Source organism: Brevibacillus thermoruber 423, assembly GCF_000454065.1.
GTDB classification, from domain to species: domain Bacteria; phylum Bacillota; class Bacilli; order Brevibacillales; family Brevibacillaceae; genus Brevibacillus; species Brevibacillus thermoruber.
Map to the genome: position 1 here is coordinate 55,784 of NZ_KE695653.1, position 20,107 is coordinate 75,890.

Consider the following 20,107-nt stretch of genomic DNA (forward strand, 5'->3'; position numbering starts at 1 on the left):
TTTGCTATGCGCAGCGTTCTCTATTAGCAATTACTGGCCTCGCTTCATCTGACGGCGGCGTTCCTGTTCTTCCGCGCGGCGCTGGGCGCGGTTTTTCGGCTCCGCATCGCCGGACGTCTCGCCCACGGGGCGCTCCGAAGGGCCGGAGGTTTGCAGTTGGGCCGGATTGACCGCCTGGCCGCGCACCACTTCCTGACGCTCCAGGTTTTGGCTGACCTCCGCCTTCATGATGTACATCGCCACTTCTTCCTCGATGGAGGCGATCATGTTCTGGAACATCTCGTATCCTTCAAACTGATACTCGCGCAGCGGATCGTTCTGGCCGTACGCGCGCAGGTGAATTCCCTGACGCAGCTGCTCCATCGCGTCGATGTGGTCCATCCACTTGCTGTCCACGGCACGCAGCACGACCACTTTCTCGAACTCGTTCATCATCTCGCCGATTTCCGCTTTGCGCTTCTCGAACTGCTTCGCCACTTCGTTTTTCAGCAGTTCGGCAATTTCCTCGGCCTCTTTGCCCTTCAGCATGGAGACGGTAATCGTCTCGTCGTGCAGGAAGGTGTTGTTGGCCACCTCAACCAGCCCTTGCAGGTTCCAGTCTTCGGGAACCTCCTCCTGCGGGCAGTAGGCTTCCACGTTGCGGTCGATGACGCTGTGGATCATCTTAAGCACGACTTCGTCCAGGTTGTCCTGCTCGAGGATCTCGCGGCGCTGCTTGTAGATAACGGCGCGCTGCTGGTTCATCACGTCGTCGTACTGGAGAACCACTTTCCGCGCGTCGAAGTTGGCTCCCTCCACCCGTTTTTGGGCGGACTCGACAGCACGCGTCACCAGCCGGCTCTCGATCGGCATGTCTTCTTCCATGCCGAGGCGGTCCATCATGTTCATGATGTTGTCTGCACCAAAGCGGCGCATCAGCTCATCCTGCAGGGAGAGGAAGAACTGGGAGGAACCTGGGTCCCCCTGACGTCCGGCACGGCCGCGCAGTTGGTTGTCAATCCGGCGGCTTTCATGCCGCTCGGTACCGATGATGTGCAGGCCGCCCAGCTCCGCCACGCCTTCGCCCAACTGGATGTCGGTACCGCGGCCCGCCATGTTGGTGGCGATGGTCACGGCGCCGTACTGGCCGGCACGGGCGACGATCTCCGCCTCGCGAGCGTGGTGCTTGGCGTTCAGGACGTTGTGCGGCACGCCTTTTTGCTTCAGCATTTGCGAGAGACGCTCCGAGTTTTCGATCGAGATGGTCCCGACGAGCACGGGCTGCCCCTTCTTGTGCCGCTCGACGATGTCGTTGACGACGGCGCGGTACTTGGCCGCTTCCGTTTTGAAGATCAGGTCGGGCAGGTCTTTGCGGATGACCGGCTTGTTGGTCGGAATCACCACCACGTCCAGACCGTAAATTTTCTTGAACTCTTCTTCCTCGGTCTTGGCCGTACCGGTCATGCCGGACAGCTTCTCGTACATCCGGAAGTAGTTTTGCAGCGTGATTGTCGCCAGCGTCATGCTTTCGCTCTGGACGCGCAGCCCTTCCTTCGCCTCGATCGCCTGGTGCAGACCATCGCTGTAGCGGCGGCCCACCATCAGACGGCCGGTAAATTCGTCGACGATCACCACTTCGCCGTCCTGCACCACGTAATCCACGTCCCGTTTGAACAGGACTTGCGCCTTGAGGGCGATGTTGATATGGTGGTTCAGGGTCATGTGGGCGGTGTCGTACAGGTTCTCAATGTTGAACGCCTGCTCCACCTTGGCCACACCCTCGTCGGTCAGGGTGACGATTTTCAGCTTTTCGTCCACGGTGAAGTCCTTTTCCGGCTCCAGCCGCTTTACAAAATGGGCGCAGATGTAGTACAGCTCCGTGGAACGGTTGGCCGCCCCGGAGATGATCAGCGGCGTCCGGGCTTCGTCGATGAGGATGCTGTCCACCTCGTCGATGATGGCAAAGAACAGGGGGCGCTGCACCATCTGCTCCTTGTAGAGCACCATGTTGTCGCGCAGGTAGTCAAAGCCGAATTCGTTGTTGGTTCCGTACGTGATGTCGCAGTTGTAGGCGGCCCGCTTTTCTTCGGCGCTCATCCCGGCCTTGTTCAAACCGACGGTCAGGCCGAGGAAGTTGTACAGCTTGCCCATGATGGTCGCGTCGCGCTCGGCCAGGTATTCGTTGACGGTAACCACGTGCACGCCCTTGCCCAGGAGTGCGTTCAGGTACGTCGCCAGCGTCGCCACGAGCGTTTTCCCTTCACCGGTTTTCATCTCGGCGATGCGGCCTTCCTGCAGCACCATACCGCCGATCAACTGTACGTCAAAGTGGCGCATGCCGAGCACGCGCTTGGAGGCCTCGCGCACCACGGCAAACGCTTCGTTGAGAATATCGTCCAGCGTCTCTCCTTGAGCCAGGCGGTTTTTGAACTCCGTCGTCTTCTCGCGCAGCTGCTCGTCGGTCAACGCCGAAATGCTCGGTTCCAGCGCGTTGATCTTTTCCACGCGCTTAAACATCTTTTTGATTTCACGTTCGTTGCTGTCGCCAAAAATCTTTTTCACGAGTCCTAACATAAGGACACCCCTTCCTAGTGGCAAAGCTACCTCGAATTCCTTCTTTGCGCAGCCACATCCGAGTCCCCGCAGGGGGCTTCCTAGTGGCAAAGCTACCTCGAATTCCTTCCTTGCGCAGCCACATCCGAGTCCCCGCAGGGGGCTTCCTAGTGGCAAAGCTACCTCGATTTCCTTCCTTGCGCAGCCACATCCGGGTCCCCGCAGGGGGCTTCCTAGTGGCAAAGCTGCCTCGATTTCCTTCCTTGCGCAGCCACATCCGAGTCCCCGCAGGGGAGACTTCTTCCACATGTTCCTAGCGAAAAAAAGCATCTCTACTATTTATGTTCTCTAAAAAGCTATTTTATCAAATTGCAACAAGCGGATACAAGTAAAGGGGAGTTGCCAGAAGAAAGCAACTCCCCTTGGTGCTCATCCTCGTCCCGGTCATTTCGGTTCGATCAGCCCGTAGCGTCCGTCGTTGCGGCGGTACACCACGTTGACGTCATTGGTCTCGCTGTTTTGGAAGACGAAGAAGTTGTGACCCAGCATATCCATCTGCATGACCGCTTCATACGCGTCCATCGGTTTCAGGTCAAACCGTTTGGTACGAACGATGTCGATCTCCACGTCATCTTCCTCGTTCTCGTCCGTCGTCAGGACGGCAATGGATTCGTTATCGCGAAGGAGGGCTTTATTGTTGGTCTCAACGCGCAGTTTGCGCATCAGTTTGGTTTTATGCTTACGAATTTGTCGTTCCAGTTTTTCGGCCACCAGGTCGATGGCGGCGTACATGTCGTCATGGGTTTCTTCCGCCCGGATAATCACTCCGCCGAGCGGAATGGTTACCTCGATGGTGGCTTCGTTCCGCAGTACCCTCATGGTGACTTGGGCTTCAGCAGGCTGCGGAGTTTCAAAGTATTTTGCAAGACGGCCGACTTTCTTTACCACATACTCTCGAAGTGCTGCGGTGACTTCCATGTTTTCTCCACGAATATTGAATTTCATGGTTCAAACCTCCTTCCGTCTTTACCTATGTCTATTCCGTACCTATGGATAAAATCCTCCCCGCCCGCTTCAAAAAACCTTTACAAAACCTTTACAATCCGACAAAATTCGACATATTTCTGCCAACAATTTCTAATATACCCTGTGCTATAATGATTCTAACTATTATATGCCGCCGACTTTCTTCGCACGGGAGGAACCATCATGGCAGAAGCAAAGCCTTCACGCTCCATTCTCGGAAAAACGCTGGCGCAGGATGTGTACAACCAATACGGTCTCCTGCTTCTGCCCGCCGGCGCGGTCCTGCACGAAAGCGACATTCGCCTGCTGTCTGCCCACCAGGTGGAAACAGTCCACCTGGCGGAATCCGAAGAAGCTACTGCCATGCCGTCTCCTCTCATCCACTGGCAGGAGGCAGAGGCAGCCCGCCAATACATGGAAGCCGTCAAACAGACGGAGCACTTGTTTCTGCAGATCGCCAACGGCTCCATCCCTCCGCTGCACCAGTTTAACGAGGTCTTTTATCCGCTGCTGGACGACGTATTGAAGCGGCACGGCTTTCTCCGCTTCGTATACATAAAAGAAGGAACGGAACAATACACCTACCGCCATTCCCTGCACGTGGGCATCCTGTCCGCCCTGATCGGCAAACTGATGGGCCGCTCCCGGGAAGAGATCGTTCGTCTGGGACAGGCCGGCCTGCTGCATGACGTAGGCAAAATGCTGATGCCTCCAGACATCCTGATGAAACCCACCCGACTTACGGACGAAGAGTTCGCCATCATGAAACAGCATGCCAAGCTGGGTGAGCAGCTTCTCCGTTCCATGGAAGGGGCAGACGAGATCATCCCGCTATGTGCGCTCATGCATCACGAGCGGCTGGACGGCAGCGGCTACCCCAATGGTCTCACGCAAGCGGACATCCCGCTCGAATGCCAAATCGTCAGCGTCGCGGACGTGTTTGACGCGATCTGCTCCGACCGCGTCTACCGCAAAGGGACATCGCCGTTTGAAGCGTCCAACGTCCTCTGGCAGTCGGCCTGCGAGGGCAAGCTGAACCCGGAGATCGTCACCCGGTTCATCCACTACGTCGTCATGCTCTACGTCGGTTCCCGCGCCTGCCTGAACAACGGCGAGCAGGTGGAAGTGGTGATGATCCACACGGACGAACCGATGCGCCCTCTGGTCCGCCGCGGCGACGACTATCTCGATCTGCGGCAGCACCGCTCCCTGCACATCCAGTCCATCATCGCGTAATAGAAAAAATCCCCCCGGTCTGTTCCATGGACCAGGGGGATTCGCTTTCCCGTCAGGTAAGCGTTTGCAATTGGCGATTAGCGCTTCACCACGTTAGCCGCCTGCGGGCCGCGGTCGCCGTCGACGATGTCAAACTCGACGGACTGCCCTTCTTCCAGCGTCCGGAATCCGTCAGCCTGGATCGCCGTGTAATGCACGAATACGTCGCCGCCGTCCTCCCGCTCAATAAATCCGTACCCTTTTTCTGCGTTGAACCATTTTACCTTGCCATGCATCGAAAAAAACAACCCTTTCTTTTGTAAAAACTTGGGATTGTCCATCCCTTGTGAATGACTATATCACCCAGAGAAACAAGAGTCAAATCTCCCCTTATTTGGGGGAATATTTCTTCTCCAAGCCCCTCACGACGACCCGCGACAGGAACAGGGTGAGCACCAGGTACACGGCCGCCTCCGTCAGGTACGGAGGGTACCGCTCAAAGGTGTTTTTCGCCACGTTCATGGCCGCGTAGTTCAGCTCCGGGGTGGCGATGACCGCCGTCAGCGAGGAATCCTTCAACAGGGCGATAAACTCGTTGCCCAGCGCCGGCAGCATGCGGGTAAACGCCTGCGGGATGACGATCAGCCGCATCGCCATGCCCTTGGTCATGCCGAGCGAACGGGCCGCTTCCATCTGCCCCGGGTCGATGGACTGAATGCCCGCGCGAAAAATCTCCGCGATGTAGGCGGCGGCGTTCAGGGACAGGGCGATCAAGCCGGAGTAGATCGCTTCCGGGCTGTTTTCTCCCGGAAAAAAGATTTCCCAGATTGAAGGGATGACGGCAAAGTGGATCAGCAGGATCTGCACCAGCATCGGCGTGCCGCGAAACAGCTCCACGTAAATCGCACAGGGAATGCGCAGCAGCCCGTTTTTCGACAGCTTCCCCAGACAGAGAAACAGTCCCAGCAAGGTCCCGAGCACCGTCGCGACGGTGGTCAGCAGGATCGTGTTCACGATCCCGCGCAGAAACAACTCCCGGTACTCGTAGATGACACTCCAATCCAGAGGGATTCCTCCTTTCACATGATGCGTTCCGCCGGATGGAAACAGCAACGGGTACGCCAGTGGACGACGTACCCGGCCGGTCGCGCTGTTTACTCGTTACCGAAGTACCGGTTGTAGATTTCCTGCAGTTTTCCGTTTTCCTTGATCGTTTTCAGACCCGCGTTGATCTTGTTCAACAGCTCCGTATTGCCCTTTTTCACAATGATGCCGTAATACTCTTTTTCAAAGGAATCGTCTTTGATCATCTTGAACTTCTTGTCCTTGAATTTCTTGACGTAGTACTTGATCATGCCGTCGTCGCCCACCACGGCGTCGACGCGTCCGTTGTAAAAGTCGTCGATCGCGGACGGCATGTCGTCGTAGCCTTTCAGCCCCTCATAGGTGTTGCCGAACGCCTTTTGCACGACCAATTCGCCGGTCGTCGCCGCCTGCACGCCGATCTTCTTGCCTTTCAGGTCGGCCAGCTTGGTGACCGGAGAGTTCTCCGGAATGAGGATCAACTGGTTGGCTTCAAAATAGGGTTCAGAAAAGTCGTACTTTTGCTTGCGGTCCTCGCGAATCGTGATCGACGAAATCCCGATATCCACGGTCCCCCTGTCCAGTCCGTCAAAGAGCGGGTCCCAACCGGTGTTTTTCCATTCGATCTTGAACCCGGCGGCTTCCGCGATGGCATTCATCACGTCGATGTCGTGACCGCTGATCTTGTCCGCCTCCATCATCTGAAACGGCGGATACGCCGCGTCGGTACCGACCACGTACACTTTTTCCGCCGCACCGCCGCCTCCCGAGGAACCGCTGCCGCTTGCCGCCGGCTTGTCACCCGTACCACAGGCGGATACCAGCAGACCGACCCCAACCGTCAGCACCAGCGACATCAACCATTTGTTTCCGCGCCTCATGTTTGAATAACCCCCTTGTCTGTATCTCTCTGCTTTGCTTTTCCCCAGCGCTGTCCACATCGAGATAACGGTCGCTTCGCGTTCTCCACAAAGTTGTCCACATTATCCACAGACGGTTGTGCACAAGCTGGGAATAACTCACCCCGCCCTGCGTCCCTGCTGCCCTCGGCGTCAGAGATGGGCAGGAAACGAGGTTCGTTTCAAAAAAAGAAAGAAGGATTCCTGTCAGAAATAGTTCTCTCTGATACACGGGAATCCTTCCAGAAAAAGTATTTTTATTGACAGAAAAATTTGAACTGTTATTCCTTTTCCACCAGGATGAGCAAGTCCACGCGGTTGTTGCGGGGGCCGTTCCCCGCGCTGGCCTTGTCCTCCAACGGGGCGTGTTCACCCCAACCCGCCACGGTAAAGCGGGAGGCCGGCAGACCGTGGATGTTCACCAGTTCGCGCATCACCGCGATAGCCCGCGCCGACGACAGCTCCCAGTTGGAGCGGTACGGGCTTTGGGCAGCAGGGGTATCGTCCGTGCAGCCTTCGATCCGGACGCGGTACGAGAAGCGCTTCAAGACCCGCGCCACGACGTCCACGACCTGTTTTCCCTCATCCTTCAGATCGGCGGAGCCGCTGCCGAACAGGATCGTTTCCGGCAGGCGCACCCGCAGCCCGTCCCCGGTCTCTTCGAAGTCGACATGCTTCGCCTGCAGCACGGAGGCGAGCTGCGTCCGGATGGTCTCCATGTCGCGCTTTGCCGCATCGCTGGCAGCCGGCGGCGCCTCCGGGCGGGGACGGCTCTCTCCCGCGCTCTTCCCCTCCACGGCGGCCGCCAACGCTTCGCGCCTCGCTTCCAGTTGGTGAATCTCCCGCTCCAGCTCCAGCTTTTGCAGGTTCAGCAGGTCGAGGCTCTCGTGCACCTGTTTCAAGCTGGCCTGCTGCCGGGCCGCTTCGTCCATCTGCGCCTTGATCTTGGTCGCATGGGCCGCGGCGATAATGACGACAATCACAAACAGCAGGGTAAACAGGTCGCTGTAGCTGATCAGCCAGCTCTTTTCCAGTTCCTTTTCGTCGTACAGCCGGTCGTCATGCATGGCGATCCTGCCTTTCGATCGTTCCTCTGACGCTGCCCGGCGGCTTGATCAGCACCAGCTTACGGTCCCCGGGCAGGAACGAATTCAGTTTTTCAAACAGCAGACGCGGCGTCTCCATCCGCTGCAGCCCGACGCACCCTTCGATGTAGAGCCGCTTTTCGAACATTTCCTGGTCGTGGATGTCCATCAGCCGGTAGTAGCACGGCAGGGCAACCAGGTTGGCCAAGAGCGCCCCGTACAGCGTCGCCACCACCGCCGAACTAAGGCTGTACCCGGTCTGGGTAAAGTCGGAGAGCGTCTTCAGCACCCCCGTCATCCCCAGCAGCGTCCCTACCAGTCCCATGCCCGGTGCCAGCAGGCTGATCAGTCGGAAGAAGCCGGCCGCCTGCTGGTAGCGGTACTGCTCCCCTTTCAGCTCGTTTTCCAGAATCATGCGCAGTTCTTCCTCCGGCACGCCTTCAATCGCCAGCAAGCTGCCGCGGCGGACGAACGAATCTTTCTCGTTCTGCAGTTCTTTTTCCAACGCCAGATACCCCTGTTCCTTCTGCACCAGGGCGTAGTAGTAGAATCGTTTGATCGTCTCTTCCACGTTTCCCTCCCGGCCGTGCACCAGGAGCCGGATCAAGGGGCGCAGTTCCAGGTGCCTGCGCTTGATCGCGTAGGCGATCAGCACGGCCAGCGCCACCAGCTCGATCGCCGTCACGTTCAGCAGATCGGCTGCGCTGCCGTTGAGGTAGACCGCGTGCACAAACATGAGCAAGACCGCTCCCACCAGCAGGAGCGAGCGACGTTTTGTCGACAAGAGGTGTCACCATCCCGTTGAGTTTGTTCTGTTACGTGTATCGGTTAATCGCTCGTGGTTGATGAATGCGTAGTGAAGCGGATGGATTGTTGGGTGAGGGGGCCCATCGACCCAACGCGTTTTTGCCCACACAAAAAAACGGCCGCCCCAGCCGTTTTTTGCTGATTTGGTTTTCTTATAGCAAACCGGTCGCGTCTTTCAGCTTTTGGATGTCCCGCTTTTGAAAGCGGTAGTCTTGATACAGAACCTTGAAATCGGCCTCCATGTTGTCGAAGCGCTGTTCGAAACGGTCAAACCGCTGGCTGAAGCTGGTCATTTCCGTTTTCATTTTGGTTATTTCGGATTTCATTTCACCCATTTCAGCTTTCAATTCGGCTATTTCAGCCTTCATTCCACCCATTTCGGCTTTCAATTCGGCCACTTCGGTCTTGAGTAGCGCCACGTCTCCCTTAAGTTGAACCACTTCCCCTTCCAAACGGCGCACATCCATGGTCAGTGCCTCCAGTTTGGAATTGGTTACCTCCTGGCTTTCCCTGATGGCCCTGAGCATCCCCAGGATCTCCTCCTGCATCGGCCAGCCCCCCTTTTGCTCGCTCTTTCCCCTATTATAGCAAGAGCGTCGAGACAAAAATATCGGGAACCGCCGGATATTTGCAAGATGTTTTCTCTAATCCGCCGCAAGCAAAATGCCGATACCAAAATAGATCCCCATGTTTGTCCCATGAACCTGTACGGAAGAAGGTGAACGAACGTGAACATGGTCCAACTGAAGCAAGCCATCTCCATCAGCCTGACCAAACAGGTGCAGTCCACCGCCCAGGCGCTGGCTTCCACGATGCTGGAGGACTTCGCCAAAACCCAGCAAACCATCCAGCAGGCCGCACAGGCTCCGCATCCGTCGCTGGGGAAAGTGCTTGACGTGCGGGTGTAACCCGGGACAGAACGGGCAGGCTGTCGACGTTGACAGCCTGCTTGGTTGTTTGTGGCGGGGTAGATTTCCCAGATTCACCACCTTTACATCAACCGTTCCCAGGGTGTCTCCCGGGCGCTTGCACCTTGGGTCGTGCCGTAATAAGTGATGAGCTAGGCTTTTTGCCGCCCATATACACCTGTAAACCTTTGGCGAAGTCTTTTTCGTCAATGTAGATTGCTTCGCCCCCTATTCTTTTTCAGCGCGTCCGTGGCCATTACATCCCACGCACTTAGCCTCAGTCTGCTGGATATGGCACAAGCTACACAGGCAGCAGGGGCGACCATGGCTGGAGGACTTCTCCAAACCCCAAGCCAGTATGCAGCAATCCATTTCTGCTCCTCATCCGGCACTGGGGACAGCAAACGACATCCAAGTGTAACTCCAGCAAGCAGCAAAAAACGGCCAGCAAAACCGGCCGTTTTTTCATTTTTTGCGATCAAAGAATGCCCCGTAGCCGCTTGGACCGTCATCGTAATAAGTCTGGCGGGCAAGTTTTGTCTTCCGGATGTTGGACAGCCGTTCTTTTATCTTTTGCTGCCTAGCCTCAATCTTTGGTTTGATGTTCTTGTCAATCTCGTACACTTTGGCCAGGTATCGTTGCTTCAGGTTATCGGAGATCTTCTCTCCTGCTGACAAGCGAACTTCGACCTCACTGATCAGTCTTGCCCTGTCATCCAAGAAAATGTTCCATTCATCCAATTCTGTTTCACTCTCGGTAACCGACTTCTCGAGGGAAATTGTTCGTTGAAGCAACTCTTGCAAGAGCAATTCCATTGGTTTTTCCATCGAACTGTTCCTTACCCTTGATTTTTGGCCAGAACCATTGCTTGTTTCCAAACGTCCCGGAATTGAACGAAGAAATCCTCAACTTCATCCAAGATGGAGATGTCTTTTCGGACATTCGCATCAATCATACGGCGAAGCATGTAGTCGTACATCTGATACAGTTGATCGGAAATGGGATAGGACCTGTCCAGTGTAACAATAAGCTCATTGAGTATATCTTGTACGCGCAGGTTGTATTCATGGGCTTGACCAATGTTTTTCTCTGAAATGGCAGCCTTTGCCTGTTTGATAAACTTAATCGCTCCGTTATACAGCATAAGAGTCAATTCACCGGGTGATGCCGTATTGATCGAGTTAGTCTGGTAGGCCTGGACAGGATTATACATTGCCATTGCTCATCGCTCCTCTATTCTTACTGTCCTCCGCCGATCCCACCGAGTTGCTGTGCAAGCCACGAGCTTTGGGAGTTCAACCGCTGCAGAGCGCTTTCCATCGCGGTAAATTGTTTCCAATAACGATCTTCGATTTTTGCCAGACGATCTTCCCAATTTCTAATATCATCGTTAATCTGGTCAATCTCTTTTCCAATCGTACTGTTGTCTACCAAAATACCGCTCATTCCCGCCTTCTTGGTGAGGTTTTTAATGGCCACGTCCAGCTTGTCGTACAGGCGCTGAGCCAATCCGCTTTCGTCGAATTTCTGTTTCGCTTCCGCTTCAGTGGTCGGATTGGTAATGCTACTGGTTTTGGTAAACAGCTCCATAACCTTGTCACCGTTGTTGCGGATTGCCTCGCGCAGCTTCGTTTCATCAATGTACAGCTTACCGTTCTCCATGTAAGCGTATTTGTTGTCGCTGTATTTGGAGGTGGAAATACCGATCTCATACAGCATATCAAAATTTGAATCAGTTACACCCTTTACTGCATTGCTCAATGCTTGGCGCATGTCGTACAAGGCACTGGACAAAATGGAATCTTGACGTAACAGACCACTTTTCGCCTTTTCTTCCCATAGCTCAATCTGTTTTTCCGACATTTCCTGTTTTTGCTCGTCAAGCAGAGGCTGGTAATCACGGTATTGTTTTTCGGTAATTTTTGTATTGATCTTGTCGATCACTTCGTTGTATTTATCAACAAACCCTTTGATTGCGTTAAAAATGGCGTCCTCGTTGGTTTTTACGTTTACAGTAATAGGCGCTGACGTTTGTTTGATGGTGAATTCCATGTTATCGTAGGTAAACGTATTGCTGGAAATGGATTGCGTGACACCGTTTATGATGACCTGGCCAGGCGTTCCGTCTGCACCGTTGCTAAAGGAACCATCGGATATTCCCAGCACATTCCCCGGAACAGTGGTGTTCGTGATGGAAATCGTAGCAGTCGAGCCTGCCGTCTTGGAGGTAAGAATGAGCTTGTTGTTAAAATACGTTGCGGTTACACCAGTCGTTGAAGACACGTCATTAATCTTTTTTACGACACTGTTGATGGTGTCGGCCGCAGTAACATCGATCTTGGTACCGTTCAGGTCAAAACTGAATTCGTTGCCGCTGCCAACTGCGGTATTGGCATCGGCCAAGCTCGAGCTATACACAGCCGTTGCCGGTTTGGCCGGCTGCGCAAGTGATAGAACCTCAACCGTATAGGTGGAGAGACTGGGCGTACCCACTGTTTTCACCGAGACTGCCGCTTCATTTTCGGAAGAAGCAGTTTTTTGCAGATATGTACGCTGCAATTTCATGTCAAACACGGTATTTTTCAGGTCAAGCAAGAGCGAATTCATCTCACGATAGCTATCCCGCTTCCACTCTTCCAGTTGCTTTTTTTGCAATAACTTATTCAACGGAGCACGCCGAGCCTTCATGAGATCTTTTACCATTTGCTCCGTGTCCAAGCCGGAAGCCATCCCGCTAAATCGAATCGGACTAACCATTCTGGTTCCCTCCTATCTTTTTTCATCGATCAGCAAGCCCAATTTTTCCTGAATATCAGCCACCATGTCCAAAATTTTCCGAGGTGGAATTTCACGAACTACTTCATTTGTCTCGTCATTAACGAGTTGCACATAATACTCTCCCAACTTTTCGTGCATGGTAAACTTTAGGTGCGTTTTTTCCGTCTGAAGCAGTTTGTTCAAGTCATCTACGGATTTTTTTAGTTCAGCTTTGTTGTAGGATAGTTCTGTTTCAATATTCTCCGCGTTATACGGTTCAATTCGTGCGTGATAATCTGGAGTTTCTGGGGTGTTTGTACTGGGTTCCACGTACGAATTTATAAAATTCCCAACTTTGCTTATGGAACCAATGTCCATTCCTGCCCCTCCTCACAATGGCTTCTACCATTTATATCGGAAAGAGCAATAGAAAAATTTACAATAGCTCTTAATGAAGAAAGAGGGTTTTCTAATGAAAATACCCTCTTTGACTGAAGATGAAACCTTTTTTAGTTTTTTATAAAGACGGCCATATAGGCCATTGTCACCGCCGGGATATAATTGACCCAGGTTCGCTGATCTGACCCCCATTTTGTGGACTGATTGATTTTGACCCATCAGGCACTTTGGAGGAAAAGGTTTCGGAATTCGCTTGGCGACATGCCGTTCAATCGCATTTGTGGCCTTTCGTGGTTATAAAATTCAATATACTTCTTGATTGCTGTTCCCACATCGACGGCTTCATCAAACAAATGCGGGCGCAGTTCTGCTTTCAAGTGGCCGAAAAAGGATTCGATGCAGGCATTATCCAGACAATTCCCTTTTCGAGACATACTCTGAATAATCCCATGCTTTCGCAGCAAGCGGTAATATGCTTTTGTTGTGTAATGCATTCCTTGATCACTGTGAATCAGCAGTTGATGCGTCGAACGGTTTTGGACGGCCTCTTGTACCGTCTCTAGCACAAACTGGACGTCAAGACTGTCACTTAAGCGGTATGAGACCACTTCATTGTTGAAAAGGTCCAAGATGACGGAAAGAAAATATCGTTTTTTTCCAGCTTGCAAATACGTGATGTCAGTAACCCACTTTTGATTGGGATGAGCTGCTTGAAAATGCCGATCCAGAAGATTGGGCGCCAGGGTATGTCTTTTGTATTGAATCCGTGGATAACGTCTACGCCGTATGATCGCCTGCATGTTCATTTGCTTCATCAGCCGATACACACGCTTACGATTGAGATGCAAACCGTTAACTGTAGGATTTTTCTTGATCCGTTTTACATACTTCTCTAGCAATGGTTTCAGTTCAGTGTTTGTTACTTTTTTATACTTCTTATACGTTTGCTTGTCTACATTTACTTGCCATCCAACACAACAAGTATCTTCACACTGGCCACCAATACATGTAAATTCATGATAGTATTGTGGTGTAAGTACAATTCTTTTTTTTCAGTCATCCTATGGCCTCCCCTATTTGCGATCATTATAAAAAATACCATAGTTTACCTGTTATTGATTTAATGAAAATTGGGGCTTGCCTGTTAATATTTTAAGGCAGCCCCTTAACGTTTTTTATTTGTATTCGTAAGGCAACGCGTTACTTTCCTGGCCATCCGGGTTAATCACTTTTACATCTACAATACCTGGTGCACTTGCAGCAGGGATTTTAACTTTAAATCTGGTAGGGCCATACACGTAGACAGGTGATACCAAAGTCCCGCCAAAGGAAATTTTCATGTTAGGGTCAAATCCTGTACCATCAACATACAGCAATGTTCCTCCACTTACCGGCCCACTCGTGGAGCTTAATTGTGTAATCGTTGGAGCGGGAGCAGTCGGTGGGTTGTCGTAGGTGAAAGTCGTCGAACCGGACTGGCCGGACGGCGTCGTCACCACAACTTGTACCGGTCCAGGAGCACTCCCCACCGGCATCTTGAATTTGAATCTGGTACTGCTGTAATAGTAATCAATCGGTACGACTTTTCCGTCTACCGTAAGAATCATATTTGGATCGAAATTTTCTCCATCTACATAAACAAGGTATCCACCTGATAGTGCACCATTTCCAGGCGAAATTTTTGTAATTACCGGGGTAACTACCTGATAAGTATACCCTTGCGAAATTGTATAGCTTTGCCCGTCAGGATTGGTAATGGTAACATCTACTGAACCAACAACTCCATCCGAGGATGGTGCTCTTACCTTGACTCTTGTCGAACCGTAATAATACTCAAGTTTTACCGTTTTACTGCCAAAATTAACTGTTGCTCCATCTTGAAAGTTTTCACCGTCGATGTAAACCAGATTCCCCCCACTAGTTAAACCGGAATTGGGAGAGATTGAGGTAATCTTGGGTGCCGCTGCAGGAGGAGGGGTGACATAGGTATATCCCCCAGCTAATGTGCCAGATTGACCATCAGGATTTATAACCGTTACATCAACTGCTCCCGGTACTGATGCTTGTGGAGCTCTTACTTTTAACTTTGCATCGGAATAGAAATACAGTACCGGCGCTTCAACCTGACCGAAATAGACCTTTACCCCGTTGACAAAGTTTTTCCCATCAATGTAGACAAGCTCTCCTCCCTGAGGCAGTCCACTATTCGGCGTAAGATTAGTAACCTCCGGTGCCGCAGCTTTTGGAGGCTCAACATAGGTATAACCATTCGAATAGGCGGCAGTATCTCCATCTGGATTTACCACGATAACGTCAACCGATCCCGCAGTTACGGCTGCAGGCGATTTTACTTTGATCCTTACATCCGAGTAATAGTAAAGGACAGGTGCTTCTGTATTACCAAAATAGACTTTCAGCCCTTGCGCAAAATTCTTCCCGTCAATATAGACGAGATCTCCACCGATAGTAGACCCGGAATTGGGAGAGATATTTGTAATTTCAGGTTTTTGAACTACAAGCTGGTCGTACGTATAACCATCCGGAACGGTAACATTGGTTCCGTCGGGATTTTCTAACGCTACATCTACGGTACCGGAAGCAGTTCCAGCAGGAACAACTGCTTTAAGATACCCGGAGTTAACGAAAGTGACACTAGCAGGAACGCCACCAAATTTCACAGTGACCCCACTCAAAAAATTCTTACCAGAGATAAGGACTGTGTTCCCTCCGGATAGCGGACCGTTTGCTGGAGAAATATTGGTCACCTCAGGTTGCGCATAGTAACGATATTTTCCAATTGCAGCTTGACCATCGTCGTTGCGCACCTCTACTTTAACTTCTCCCTGCGTCCCGGATGGCGCTATCACAGCGATTTGTTGTTCGTTAATGAATTGTACATTCGTTGCGCTATTTACTCCGAACTTTACTGTGACTCCCGGACGGAAATTATCGCCAGAGATGATGACAGTCTCTCCCCCGTTTACGTGACCGCTATCACTGACAATGGAGTTAATAACGGGTGCCGGGTACTTCACCAAAATGCTGACAGGCGAAATCGTATAATATCGTTTAGCTCCTGTATAATCCTTGTACGTAATATTTGAAGTAGTGGAAACATCGAAAGACCCTATCGGCGCCCCTTGTTTATGTCTGATTTTGTACTTGAATGTTAATACGTCATTCTTTAGCTCAAGGAAATTCCACGTTAATGTGTTTCCTACAACGGTAGGTTGAGGAATATTGTCACTGTAGGAACCTGGTACAATCTCAAACTGGGGTGCTACGATATCGGTCACAGTAACGTCATACGCACTTGCCAATCCAATTTCGTCCACAATTGCTTTATAGATCTCAGCCAAACCGGTTGATCCCAAAACAAAATGGTGATGGTGAGCGGTGGTGGCCATTTCTTTCAACAAAAGATTTGGACCACTTGTATCAGGATTGTCTGTGGATAACAACAAAGCAATTGTGTAAAATACAATTCCCTCATTCTTGGCCTCATTTGCCTTTTGTAATGCATATTCATATGCGCTGCCTTGAGGAACAGTAGCGTCACCATCGGTCATCAATACGATGACAGGCTGTGCTTCAGATCGATGGTTGGCCAACAATTCCCTGGCTTTGTCAATTGCATCACCTGTAGCGGTTGCGCCATTGGCACTGAGCGTATCAATGTATGCCTTTGCAGCACCTGCATCTGTTGTCAGATCAAACTGTTTTGCATCCGAACTGAAATCGACAATTCCGACGCGATGCTTGGTAAAATCAATCAAATCAATGAATTGCTTGGCTGCCTCTTTCGCCGCATTCATCTTGTTTTCCTGCAGCATACTCCCTGATCGGTCGATGATCAGGATCACGTCATTTGGTTTTACAACGTTTACTGGTGGAGTACCCTTTATGTTCAGGGTTACTTCTGCTTCTTCCTTAGTTGTGATTGATGTAGGGTTAACACTCTTGGATGCTGTCACATAGTTAGTGGCTGCACCGGCCGTAGGCAAGCCGCTAAATATAACGATCAGCGAAAAAAATACGAGTGCTATCTTCTTTATGACCTGCATGCACGTACCCCCTCTTACTAAAATTAAGCATAATATTCAATTAAGTTGAAAATCTTTTGCACTTAAGAAAGAGACCCTAGGAATTGTCCTAAGGCCTCTTTTTCACACTGTAAAAGAGTGATTAGCGGAGGAGTTGGAGTACTCCTTGCGGCTGTTGGTTTGCTTGAGCCAGCATCGCTTGAGCGGCTTGCGTCAAGATGTTGTTCTTCGTGAACTCCATCATTTCTTTCGCCATGTCTACGTCGCGGATGCGGGACTCTGCAGCAGTCAGGTTCTCTGCGGAAGCTCCCAGGTTGTTGATGGTATGCTCCAGACGGTTTTGGTATGCACCCAATTTTGCACGTTCATCGGAAACGAGTTTGAGTGCGTTATCCAGGGCAGTGATTGCACTATCAGCGCCTGATTGAGTACTAATGTCAATTGTATCAATGCTCAGAGCCGCTGCAGACATATCATTAATATCCAATGTAATTGCTTGACCAGCGTTAGCACCGATGTGGAATACTTTACCCGTGAAGCCACCGTTTAACAACTGTGCAGTGTTAAACTCGGTGTCGGTAGCAATACGATCAATTTCGTCGATCAATTCTGCTACCTCTGCCTGCAGGTTTGCGCGATCGTCGGCAGTATTGGTATCGTTGGCAGCTTGGACCGACAGTTCACGCATGCGTTGCACAATGGCGTGAACTTCAGTCAATGCACCCTCAGCTGTTTGAATCAGAGAGATACCATCCTGCGCGTTGCGGCTGGCTTGCTCCAGACCGCGGATTTGACCGCGCATTTTCTCGGAGATCGCCAGACCAGCAGCATCGTCACCGGCGCGGTTGATCCGGTAGCCAGAAGACAGCTTTTCAATGTTTTTCGCAGCATTGCTGTTGTTAAAAGACAGTTGACGATGAGTGTTGTACGCAGAAATGTTGTGATTGATACGCATGTACAATTCCTCCTTGAGTGTGAAAAGCCACGTCCCTGTGACCTTTAGTTTAATTCTTTGGGCAATCACGCAATCGCGCGCTTGCGTCATCGCCCCTTACATTTCTGTTATCGGTAGAGCAGAGAGATTTTTTTAGTGCTTTTTTCTTATTTTTTTACAAAAAATCGGACGCGTCACTTCTCGCCTGATTCCCCTTCTGTTTCGCCTGACCACTTCTTCAGTGTCGTCCAATCCAGCTTTGTCTGGGCGGCCAATTTGTTTTCCTCCTGAATCGCCATGTAAATCTCTTTCCGATAGATTCCCGTCTCTTTGGGAGCTTCAATGCCGATCCTGACAACATCTCCCTCAATCCCGATAATCTTAATCTCGATGGCGTCCCCGATCATGATCGATTCGTTTTTCTTTCGGGATAAGACTAACATGCGCTCACCTACTCCCTCACCGCAGTTTGCTGCAGTTGAAACAGGGGCTGCCGCAAACTGTAGGGTTCGTGCTCAAGGACCAGTTGTTTTGCCTTGCCATTGTCTTGATTGACGACAATCGGAGCTTTCAGGTTTACGGTCACATGACCGCCTTCCCGCAGCGTGATGATATTCGCGACAAAGATACGGGTGTCTTCCGTAATGTCCAACATCTTTTTACTGTGGCTGTCCAGTTCGAATTCATAGTCTTTAAAATAGGCGAACGGGTCGACCAACCAAAAGCCAATCCGCTCATCTTCCAACGATTGAAGCGAAAAAAAACAACTCCCCGGTTCTTCCTGGGTTAATTGGAAGAACCGGAGATCGTAAAACCCTGGTAATCCTTCTTCAAAGAAGAGCTTTGCCAGCTCCCTTTTGCTATCAGCCATTGTTGACAGCTCCTTCCCTGCTGCGATACTGCTTTGCTATTCACAGCTTCCTGTCCACATTCAACCCGACAAAATCAATTTTCAAGCTGTTCCACTGGCGAATGTATCCTTCAACTTTACCTGGTGTATAATTGTGAATAGGCTTTTTGATTTCGGGATTCATCTGCACGCCGCCTATCTGCACATTAATCTCAGGTCGCCGAGCCTCATAATGAATGTCCACGCCATCCCCTACCAGCGATCCCTCAGCAATAATCTCCGTATTGTGGTAGATGACGCTTTCTTCAAAGGCGATATCGGCAATCGGATTTCCCCTATTCTCAATCGCCCGGAGGCGGTCCCCCTCCTCGCTTATTTGGGCGATTGCCTCCATCGCTTTCTGGTAGCCGTATTCCGCGTTGTCCCGTGATCTGCGGAGGGGACCGCGCAGGTCGATGTTGGCCTGGGCCTCCGAGGTGTCAATGGTAAGAACTCCTTTAGGCTGGCGAATCTCCAGAACAGCGGGCTCTTGATGCAAGTTTAGCTCGGCACGTGGCTGCCGGATTTCCTGCACCGGCTTGGTTATCTGCAAGCCCAACTTGGCGAAAGTCTGCTGTAACCGAATCTGTGGTACCTGCACGGTCGCTTCCTCCTACCTCTTACCCTTTAGCGGAGAAAGTCCAACAGCGACGGCTGAATGATGCGGGCGCCTGCTCCCAAAGCTGCACGGTGTACATTCTCTTGGGTTTTCAAATCGGTAATGACCTTGGCAATATCGGCGTCTTCATTCTCGGACATCAGTTCGGTTATGGTAACACCCTCGGTGAGGAGGCGATCTTCAATCAGATCGACACGGTTTTGACGCGCGCCCAATGCGGCCCTCTCCCGCACCATGTTGTCAATTTGACTCGTCATATCGTCCAAATATTGAGTGACTGGCTGACCATTGCTTAGATCGGTAATGATTTTGTCCAAAAGTTTAAATACGTTGTTGGCCGGATCGGGATAATTAAAGACCGCCTGACCGTTTGGATTGATCGGGAGAAAGATTTGCTGCGATACTTCCAACGTAATCTGTTCGGCGTTCGTATTGGTAAAATCCCCTGTTGCTTTGTCATATGGAGGTGTTAATGTATCCGTTCCGGCAAAAATATACCGTCCGTTGATCGTCTGATTGGCCACGGTACCCAGATGGTCTTTTAGTTGGGCGATCTCCGTGGCCATTGCTTTTAACGAGTCAGGACCCAAAGCAGGGTCACCGGAGTAGATCAACAGCTCACGTACCCGTTGGAGAACATTATTGCCCTCCTCCAGCGCCTTGTCCGACATTTCCAACCAGGAACGCGCCTGGTTCAGGTTGCTGACGTACTGCTCATTTTCGATCACAGCCGACCGGTAATACACCGCTCTCGCGGCGATTACGGGATCATCCGAAGGTTTGGAAATTTTTTTTCCCGACGAGAGCTGCTCCTGCAGCTTGTTCATGTTTCCCATGGAATTGTGCAAGTTACGAAGCATATTATTGTTTAACATGTTCTGCGTCACGCGCATTGCCATACTTGATCCCC

General features: G+C 51.4%; 21 protein-coding genes. 2 read left to right on the forward strand and 19 right to left on the reverse strand.

The genetic code is table 11. The features are described 5' to 3' along the window. Positions 1–30: 30 nt before the first annotated feature. Positions 31–2,553, reverse strand: coding sequence for an accessory Sec system translocase SecA2 (gene secA2 / locus M516_RS0117580; RefSeq protein ID WP_029100279.1), 2,523 nt, complete (start codon positions 2,551–2,553; stop codon positions 31–33). Between the two features lie 423 nt (positions 2,554–2,976). Next, a complete protein-coding gene (gene hpf, locus M516_RS0117585; protein WP_029100280.1) occupies positions 2,977–3,537 on the reverse strand; it encodes a ribosome hibernation-promoting factor, HPF/YfiA family in 561 nt (186 codons plus the stop codon). Positions 3,538–3,741: 204 nt separating this feature from the next. Between hpf and M516_RS0117590 the strand changes: the two genes are divergently transcribed. After that, entirely contained in the window at positions 3,742–4,794 is a 1,053-nt protein-coding gene (locus tag M516_RS0117590) for an HD-GYP domain-containing protein (RefSeq protein WP_029100281.1), read from the forward strand. A gap of 77 nt (positions 4,795–4,871) precedes the next feature. Here the strand turns inward: M516_RS0117590 and M516_RS0117595 are convergent, their stop codons facing one another. The 6 genes from M516_RS0117595 to M516_RS24440 form a co-directional block, all read right to left on the reverse strand. Next, positions 4,872–5,069: a cold shock domain-containing protein gene (locus tag M516_RS0117595; RefSeq protein ID WP_029100282.1), complete on the reverse strand. Its 198-nt coding sequence runs from the start codon at positions 5,067–5,069 to the stop codon at positions 4,872–4,874. 94 nt (positions 5,070–5,163) lie between these two features. Beyond that, the gene (locus M516_RS0117600; protein WP_029100283.1) at positions 5,164–5,838 is read right to left on the reverse strand and encodes an amino acid ABC transporter permease; all 675 of its coding nucleotides are present in this window, start codon (positions 5,836–5,838) and stop codon (positions 5,164–5,166) included. 89 nt (positions 5,839–5,927) lie between these two features. Beyond that, on the reverse strand, positions 5,928–6,737 hold the full coding sequence (locus M516_RS0117605) for a basic amino acid ABC transporter substrate-binding protein (protein WP_029100284.1): 810 nt from the start codon (positions 6,735–6,737) through the stop codon (positions 5,928–5,930). A 299-nt stretch (positions 6,738–7,036) separates the two neighbouring features. Beyond that, complete coding sequence (locus M516_RS0117610; RefSeq protein ID WP_029100285.1) at positions 7,037–7,822, reverse strand: OmpA/MotB family protein; 786 nt, start codon at positions 7,820–7,822, stop codon at positions 7,037–7,039. Beyond that, a complete protein-coding gene (locus M516_RS0117615) occupies positions 7,815–8,624 on the reverse strand; it encodes a motility protein A (RefSeq protein WP_029100286.1) in 810 nt (269 codons plus the stop codon). The genes M516_RS0117610 and M516_RS0117615 overlap by 8 nt, the downstream gene beginning before the upstream one ends. 175 nt (positions 8,625–8,799) lie before the next feature. Next, entirely contained in the window at positions 8,800–9,195 is a 396-nt protein-coding gene (locus M516_RS24440; protein ID WP_051188285.1) for a hypothetical protein, read from the reverse strand. Positions 9,196–9,381: 186 nt separating this feature from the next. Between M516_RS24440 and M516_RS0117625 the strand changes: the two genes are divergently transcribed. After that, complete coding sequence (locus M516_RS0117625) at positions 9,382–9,555, forward strand: putative motility protein (protein ID WP_445437256.1); 174 nt, start codon at positions 9,382–9,384, stop codon at positions 9,553–9,555. A gap of 465 nt (positions 9,556–10,020) precedes the next feature. Here the strand turns inward: M516_RS0117625 and fliT are convergent, their stop codons facing one another. The 11 genes from fliT to flgL form a co-directional block, all read right to left on the reverse strand. Continuing rightward, on the reverse strand, positions 10,021–10,383 hold the full coding sequence (gene fliT, locus M516_RS0117630) for a flagellar protein FliT (protein ID WP_029100288.1): 363 nt from the start codon (positions 10,381–10,383) through the stop codon (positions 10,021–10,023). Between the two features lie 11 nt (positions 10,384–10,394). Further along, positions 10,395–10,775 (reverse strand): flagellar export chaperone FliS, encoded by a 381-nt coding sequence (gene fliS / locus M516_RS0117635; RefSeq protein ID WP_029100289.1) that lies wholly within the window; start codon positions 10,773–10,775, stop codon positions 10,395–10,397. Positions 10,776–10,795: 20 nt separating this feature from the next. Beyond that, positions 10,796–12,313 (reverse strand): flagellar hook-associated protein 2, encoded by a 1,518-nt coding sequence (locus M516_RS0117640; RefSeq protein WP_029100290.1) that lies wholly within the window; start codon positions 12,311–12,313, stop codon positions 10,796–10,798. Between the two features lie 12 nt (positions 12,314–12,325). Continuing rightward, positions 12,326–12,691: a flagellar protein FlaG gene (flaG, locus tag M516_RS0117645; protein WP_029100291.1), complete on the reverse strand. Its 366-nt coding sequence runs from the start codon at positions 12,689–12,691 to the stop codon at positions 12,326–12,328. A 239-nt stretch (positions 12,692–12,930) separates the two neighbouring features. Beyond that, on the reverse strand, positions 12,931–13,611 hold the full coding sequence (locus M516_RS23855; RefSeq protein WP_051188286.1) for an IS3 family transposase: 681 nt from the start codon (positions 13,609–13,611) through the stop codon (positions 12,931–12,933). 276 nt (positions 13,612–13,887) lie between these two features. Beyond that, positions 13,888–16,776 carry an IPT/TIG domain-containing protein gene (locus tag M516_RS0117660; protein ID WP_029100292.1) on the reverse strand — a complete coding sequence of 963 codons (2,889 nt, stop codon included), beginning with the start codon at positions 16,774–16,776 and terminating at the stop codon, positions 13,888–13,890. A 121-nt stretch (positions 16,777–16,897) separates the two neighbouring features. After that, the gene (locus M516_RS0117665; RefSeq protein WP_029100293.1) at positions 16,898–17,710 is read right to left on the reverse strand and encodes a flagellin N-terminal helical domain-containing protein; all 813 of its coding nucleotides are present in this window, start codon (positions 17,708–17,710) and stop codon (positions 16,898–16,900) included. 173 nt (positions 17,711–17,883) lie between these two features. Next, positions 17,884–18,132, reverse strand: coding sequence for a carbon storage regulator CsrA (gene csrA, locus M516_RS0117670; protein WP_029100294.1), 249 nt, complete (start codon positions 18,130–18,132; stop codon positions 17,884–17,886). Positions 18,133–18,140: 8 nt separating this feature from the next. Further along, complete coding sequence (gene fliW, locus M516_RS0117675; RefSeq protein ID WP_029100295.1) at positions 18,141–18,560, reverse strand: flagellar assembly protein FliW; 420 nt, start codon at positions 18,558–18,560, stop codon at positions 18,141–18,143. 40 nt (positions 18,561–18,600) lie between these two features. Then, positions 18,601–19,179: a DUF6470 family protein gene (locus M516_RS0117680; RefSeq protein WP_029100296.1), complete on the reverse strand. Its 579-nt coding sequence runs from the start codon at positions 19,177–19,179 to the stop codon at positions 18,601–18,603. 26 nt (positions 19,180–19,205) lie between these two features. Beyond that, the gene (gene flgL / locus M516_RS0117685) at positions 19,206–20,096 is read right to left on the reverse strand and encodes a flagellar hook-associated protein FlgL (protein ID WP_029100297.1); all 891 of its coding nucleotides are present in this window, start codon (positions 20,094–20,096) and stop codon (positions 19,206–19,208) included. Between the last annotated feature and the right edge of the window lie 11 nt (positions 20,097–20,107).

Excerpts from the sequence above, each read along its gene's own strand:
- secA2 (WP_029100279.1), bottom strand. The coding sequence starts at position 2,553 with ATGTTAGGACTCGTGAAAAAGATTTTTGGCGACAGCAACGAACGTGAA.
- hpf (WP_029100280.1), bottom strand. The coding sequence starts at position 3,537 with ATGAAATTCAATATTCGTGGAGAAAACATGGAAGTCACCGCAGCACTT.
- M516_RS0117590 (WP_029100281.1), top strand. The coding sequence starts at position 3,742 with ATGGCAGAAGCAAAGCCTTCACGCTCCATTCTCGGAAAAACGCTGGCG.
- M516_RS0117595 (WP_029100282.1), bottom strand. The coding sequence starts at position 5,069 with ATGCATGGCAAGGTAAAATGGTTCAACGCAGAAAAAGGGTACGGATTT.
- M516_RS0117605 (WP_029100284.1), bottom strand. The coding sequence starts at position 6,737 with ATGAGGCGCGGAAACAAATGGTTGATGTCGCTGGTGCTGACGGTTGGG.
- M516_RS0117610 (WP_029100285.1), bottom strand. The coding sequence starts at position 7,822 with ATGCATGACGACCGGCTGTACGACGAAAAGGAACTGGAAAAGAGCTGG.
- M516_RS24440 (WP_051188285.1), bottom strand. The coding sequence starts at position 9,195 with ATGCAGGAGGAGATCCTGGGGATGCTCAGGGCCATCAGGGAAAGCCAG.
- M516_RS0117625 (WP_445437256.1), top strand. The coding sequence starts at position 9,382 with ATGGTCCAACTGAAGCAAGCCATCTCCATCAGCCTGACCAAACAGGTG.
- fliT (WP_029100288.1), bottom strand. The coding sequence starts at position 10,383 with ATGGAAAAACCAATGGAATTGCTCTTGCAAGAGTTGCTTCAACGAACA.
- fliS (WP_029100289.1), bottom strand. The coding sequence starts at position 10,775 with ATGGCAATGTATAATCCTGTCCAGGCCTACCAGACTAACTCGATCAAT.
- M516_RS0117640 (WP_029100290.1), bottom strand. The coding sequence starts at position 12,313 with ATGGTTAGTCCGATTCGATTTAGCGGGATGGCTTCCGGCTTGGACACG.
- flaG (WP_029100291.1), bottom strand. The coding sequence starts at position 12,691 with ATGGACATTGGTTCCATAAGCAAAGTTGGGAATTTTATAAATTCGTAC.
- M516_RS0117660 (WP_029100292.1), bottom strand. The coding sequence starts at position 16,776 with ATGCAGGTCATAAAGAAGATAGCACTCGTATTTTTTTCGCTGATCGTT.
- M516_RS0117665 (WP_029100293.1), bottom strand. The coding sequence starts at position 17,710 with ATGCGTATCAATCACAACATTTCTGCGTACAACACTCATCGTCAACTG.
- csrA (WP_029100294.1), bottom strand. The coding sequence starts at position 18,132 with ATGTTAGTCTTATCCCGAAAGAAAAACGAATCGATCATGATCGGGGAC.
- fliW (WP_029100295.1), bottom strand. The coding sequence starts at position 18,560 with ATGGCTGATAGCAAAAGGGAGCTGGCAAAGCTCTTCTTTGAAGAAGGA.
- flgL (WP_029100297.1), bottom strand. The coding sequence starts at position 20,096 with ATGGCAATGCGCGTGACGCAGAACATGTTAAACAATAATATGCTTCGT.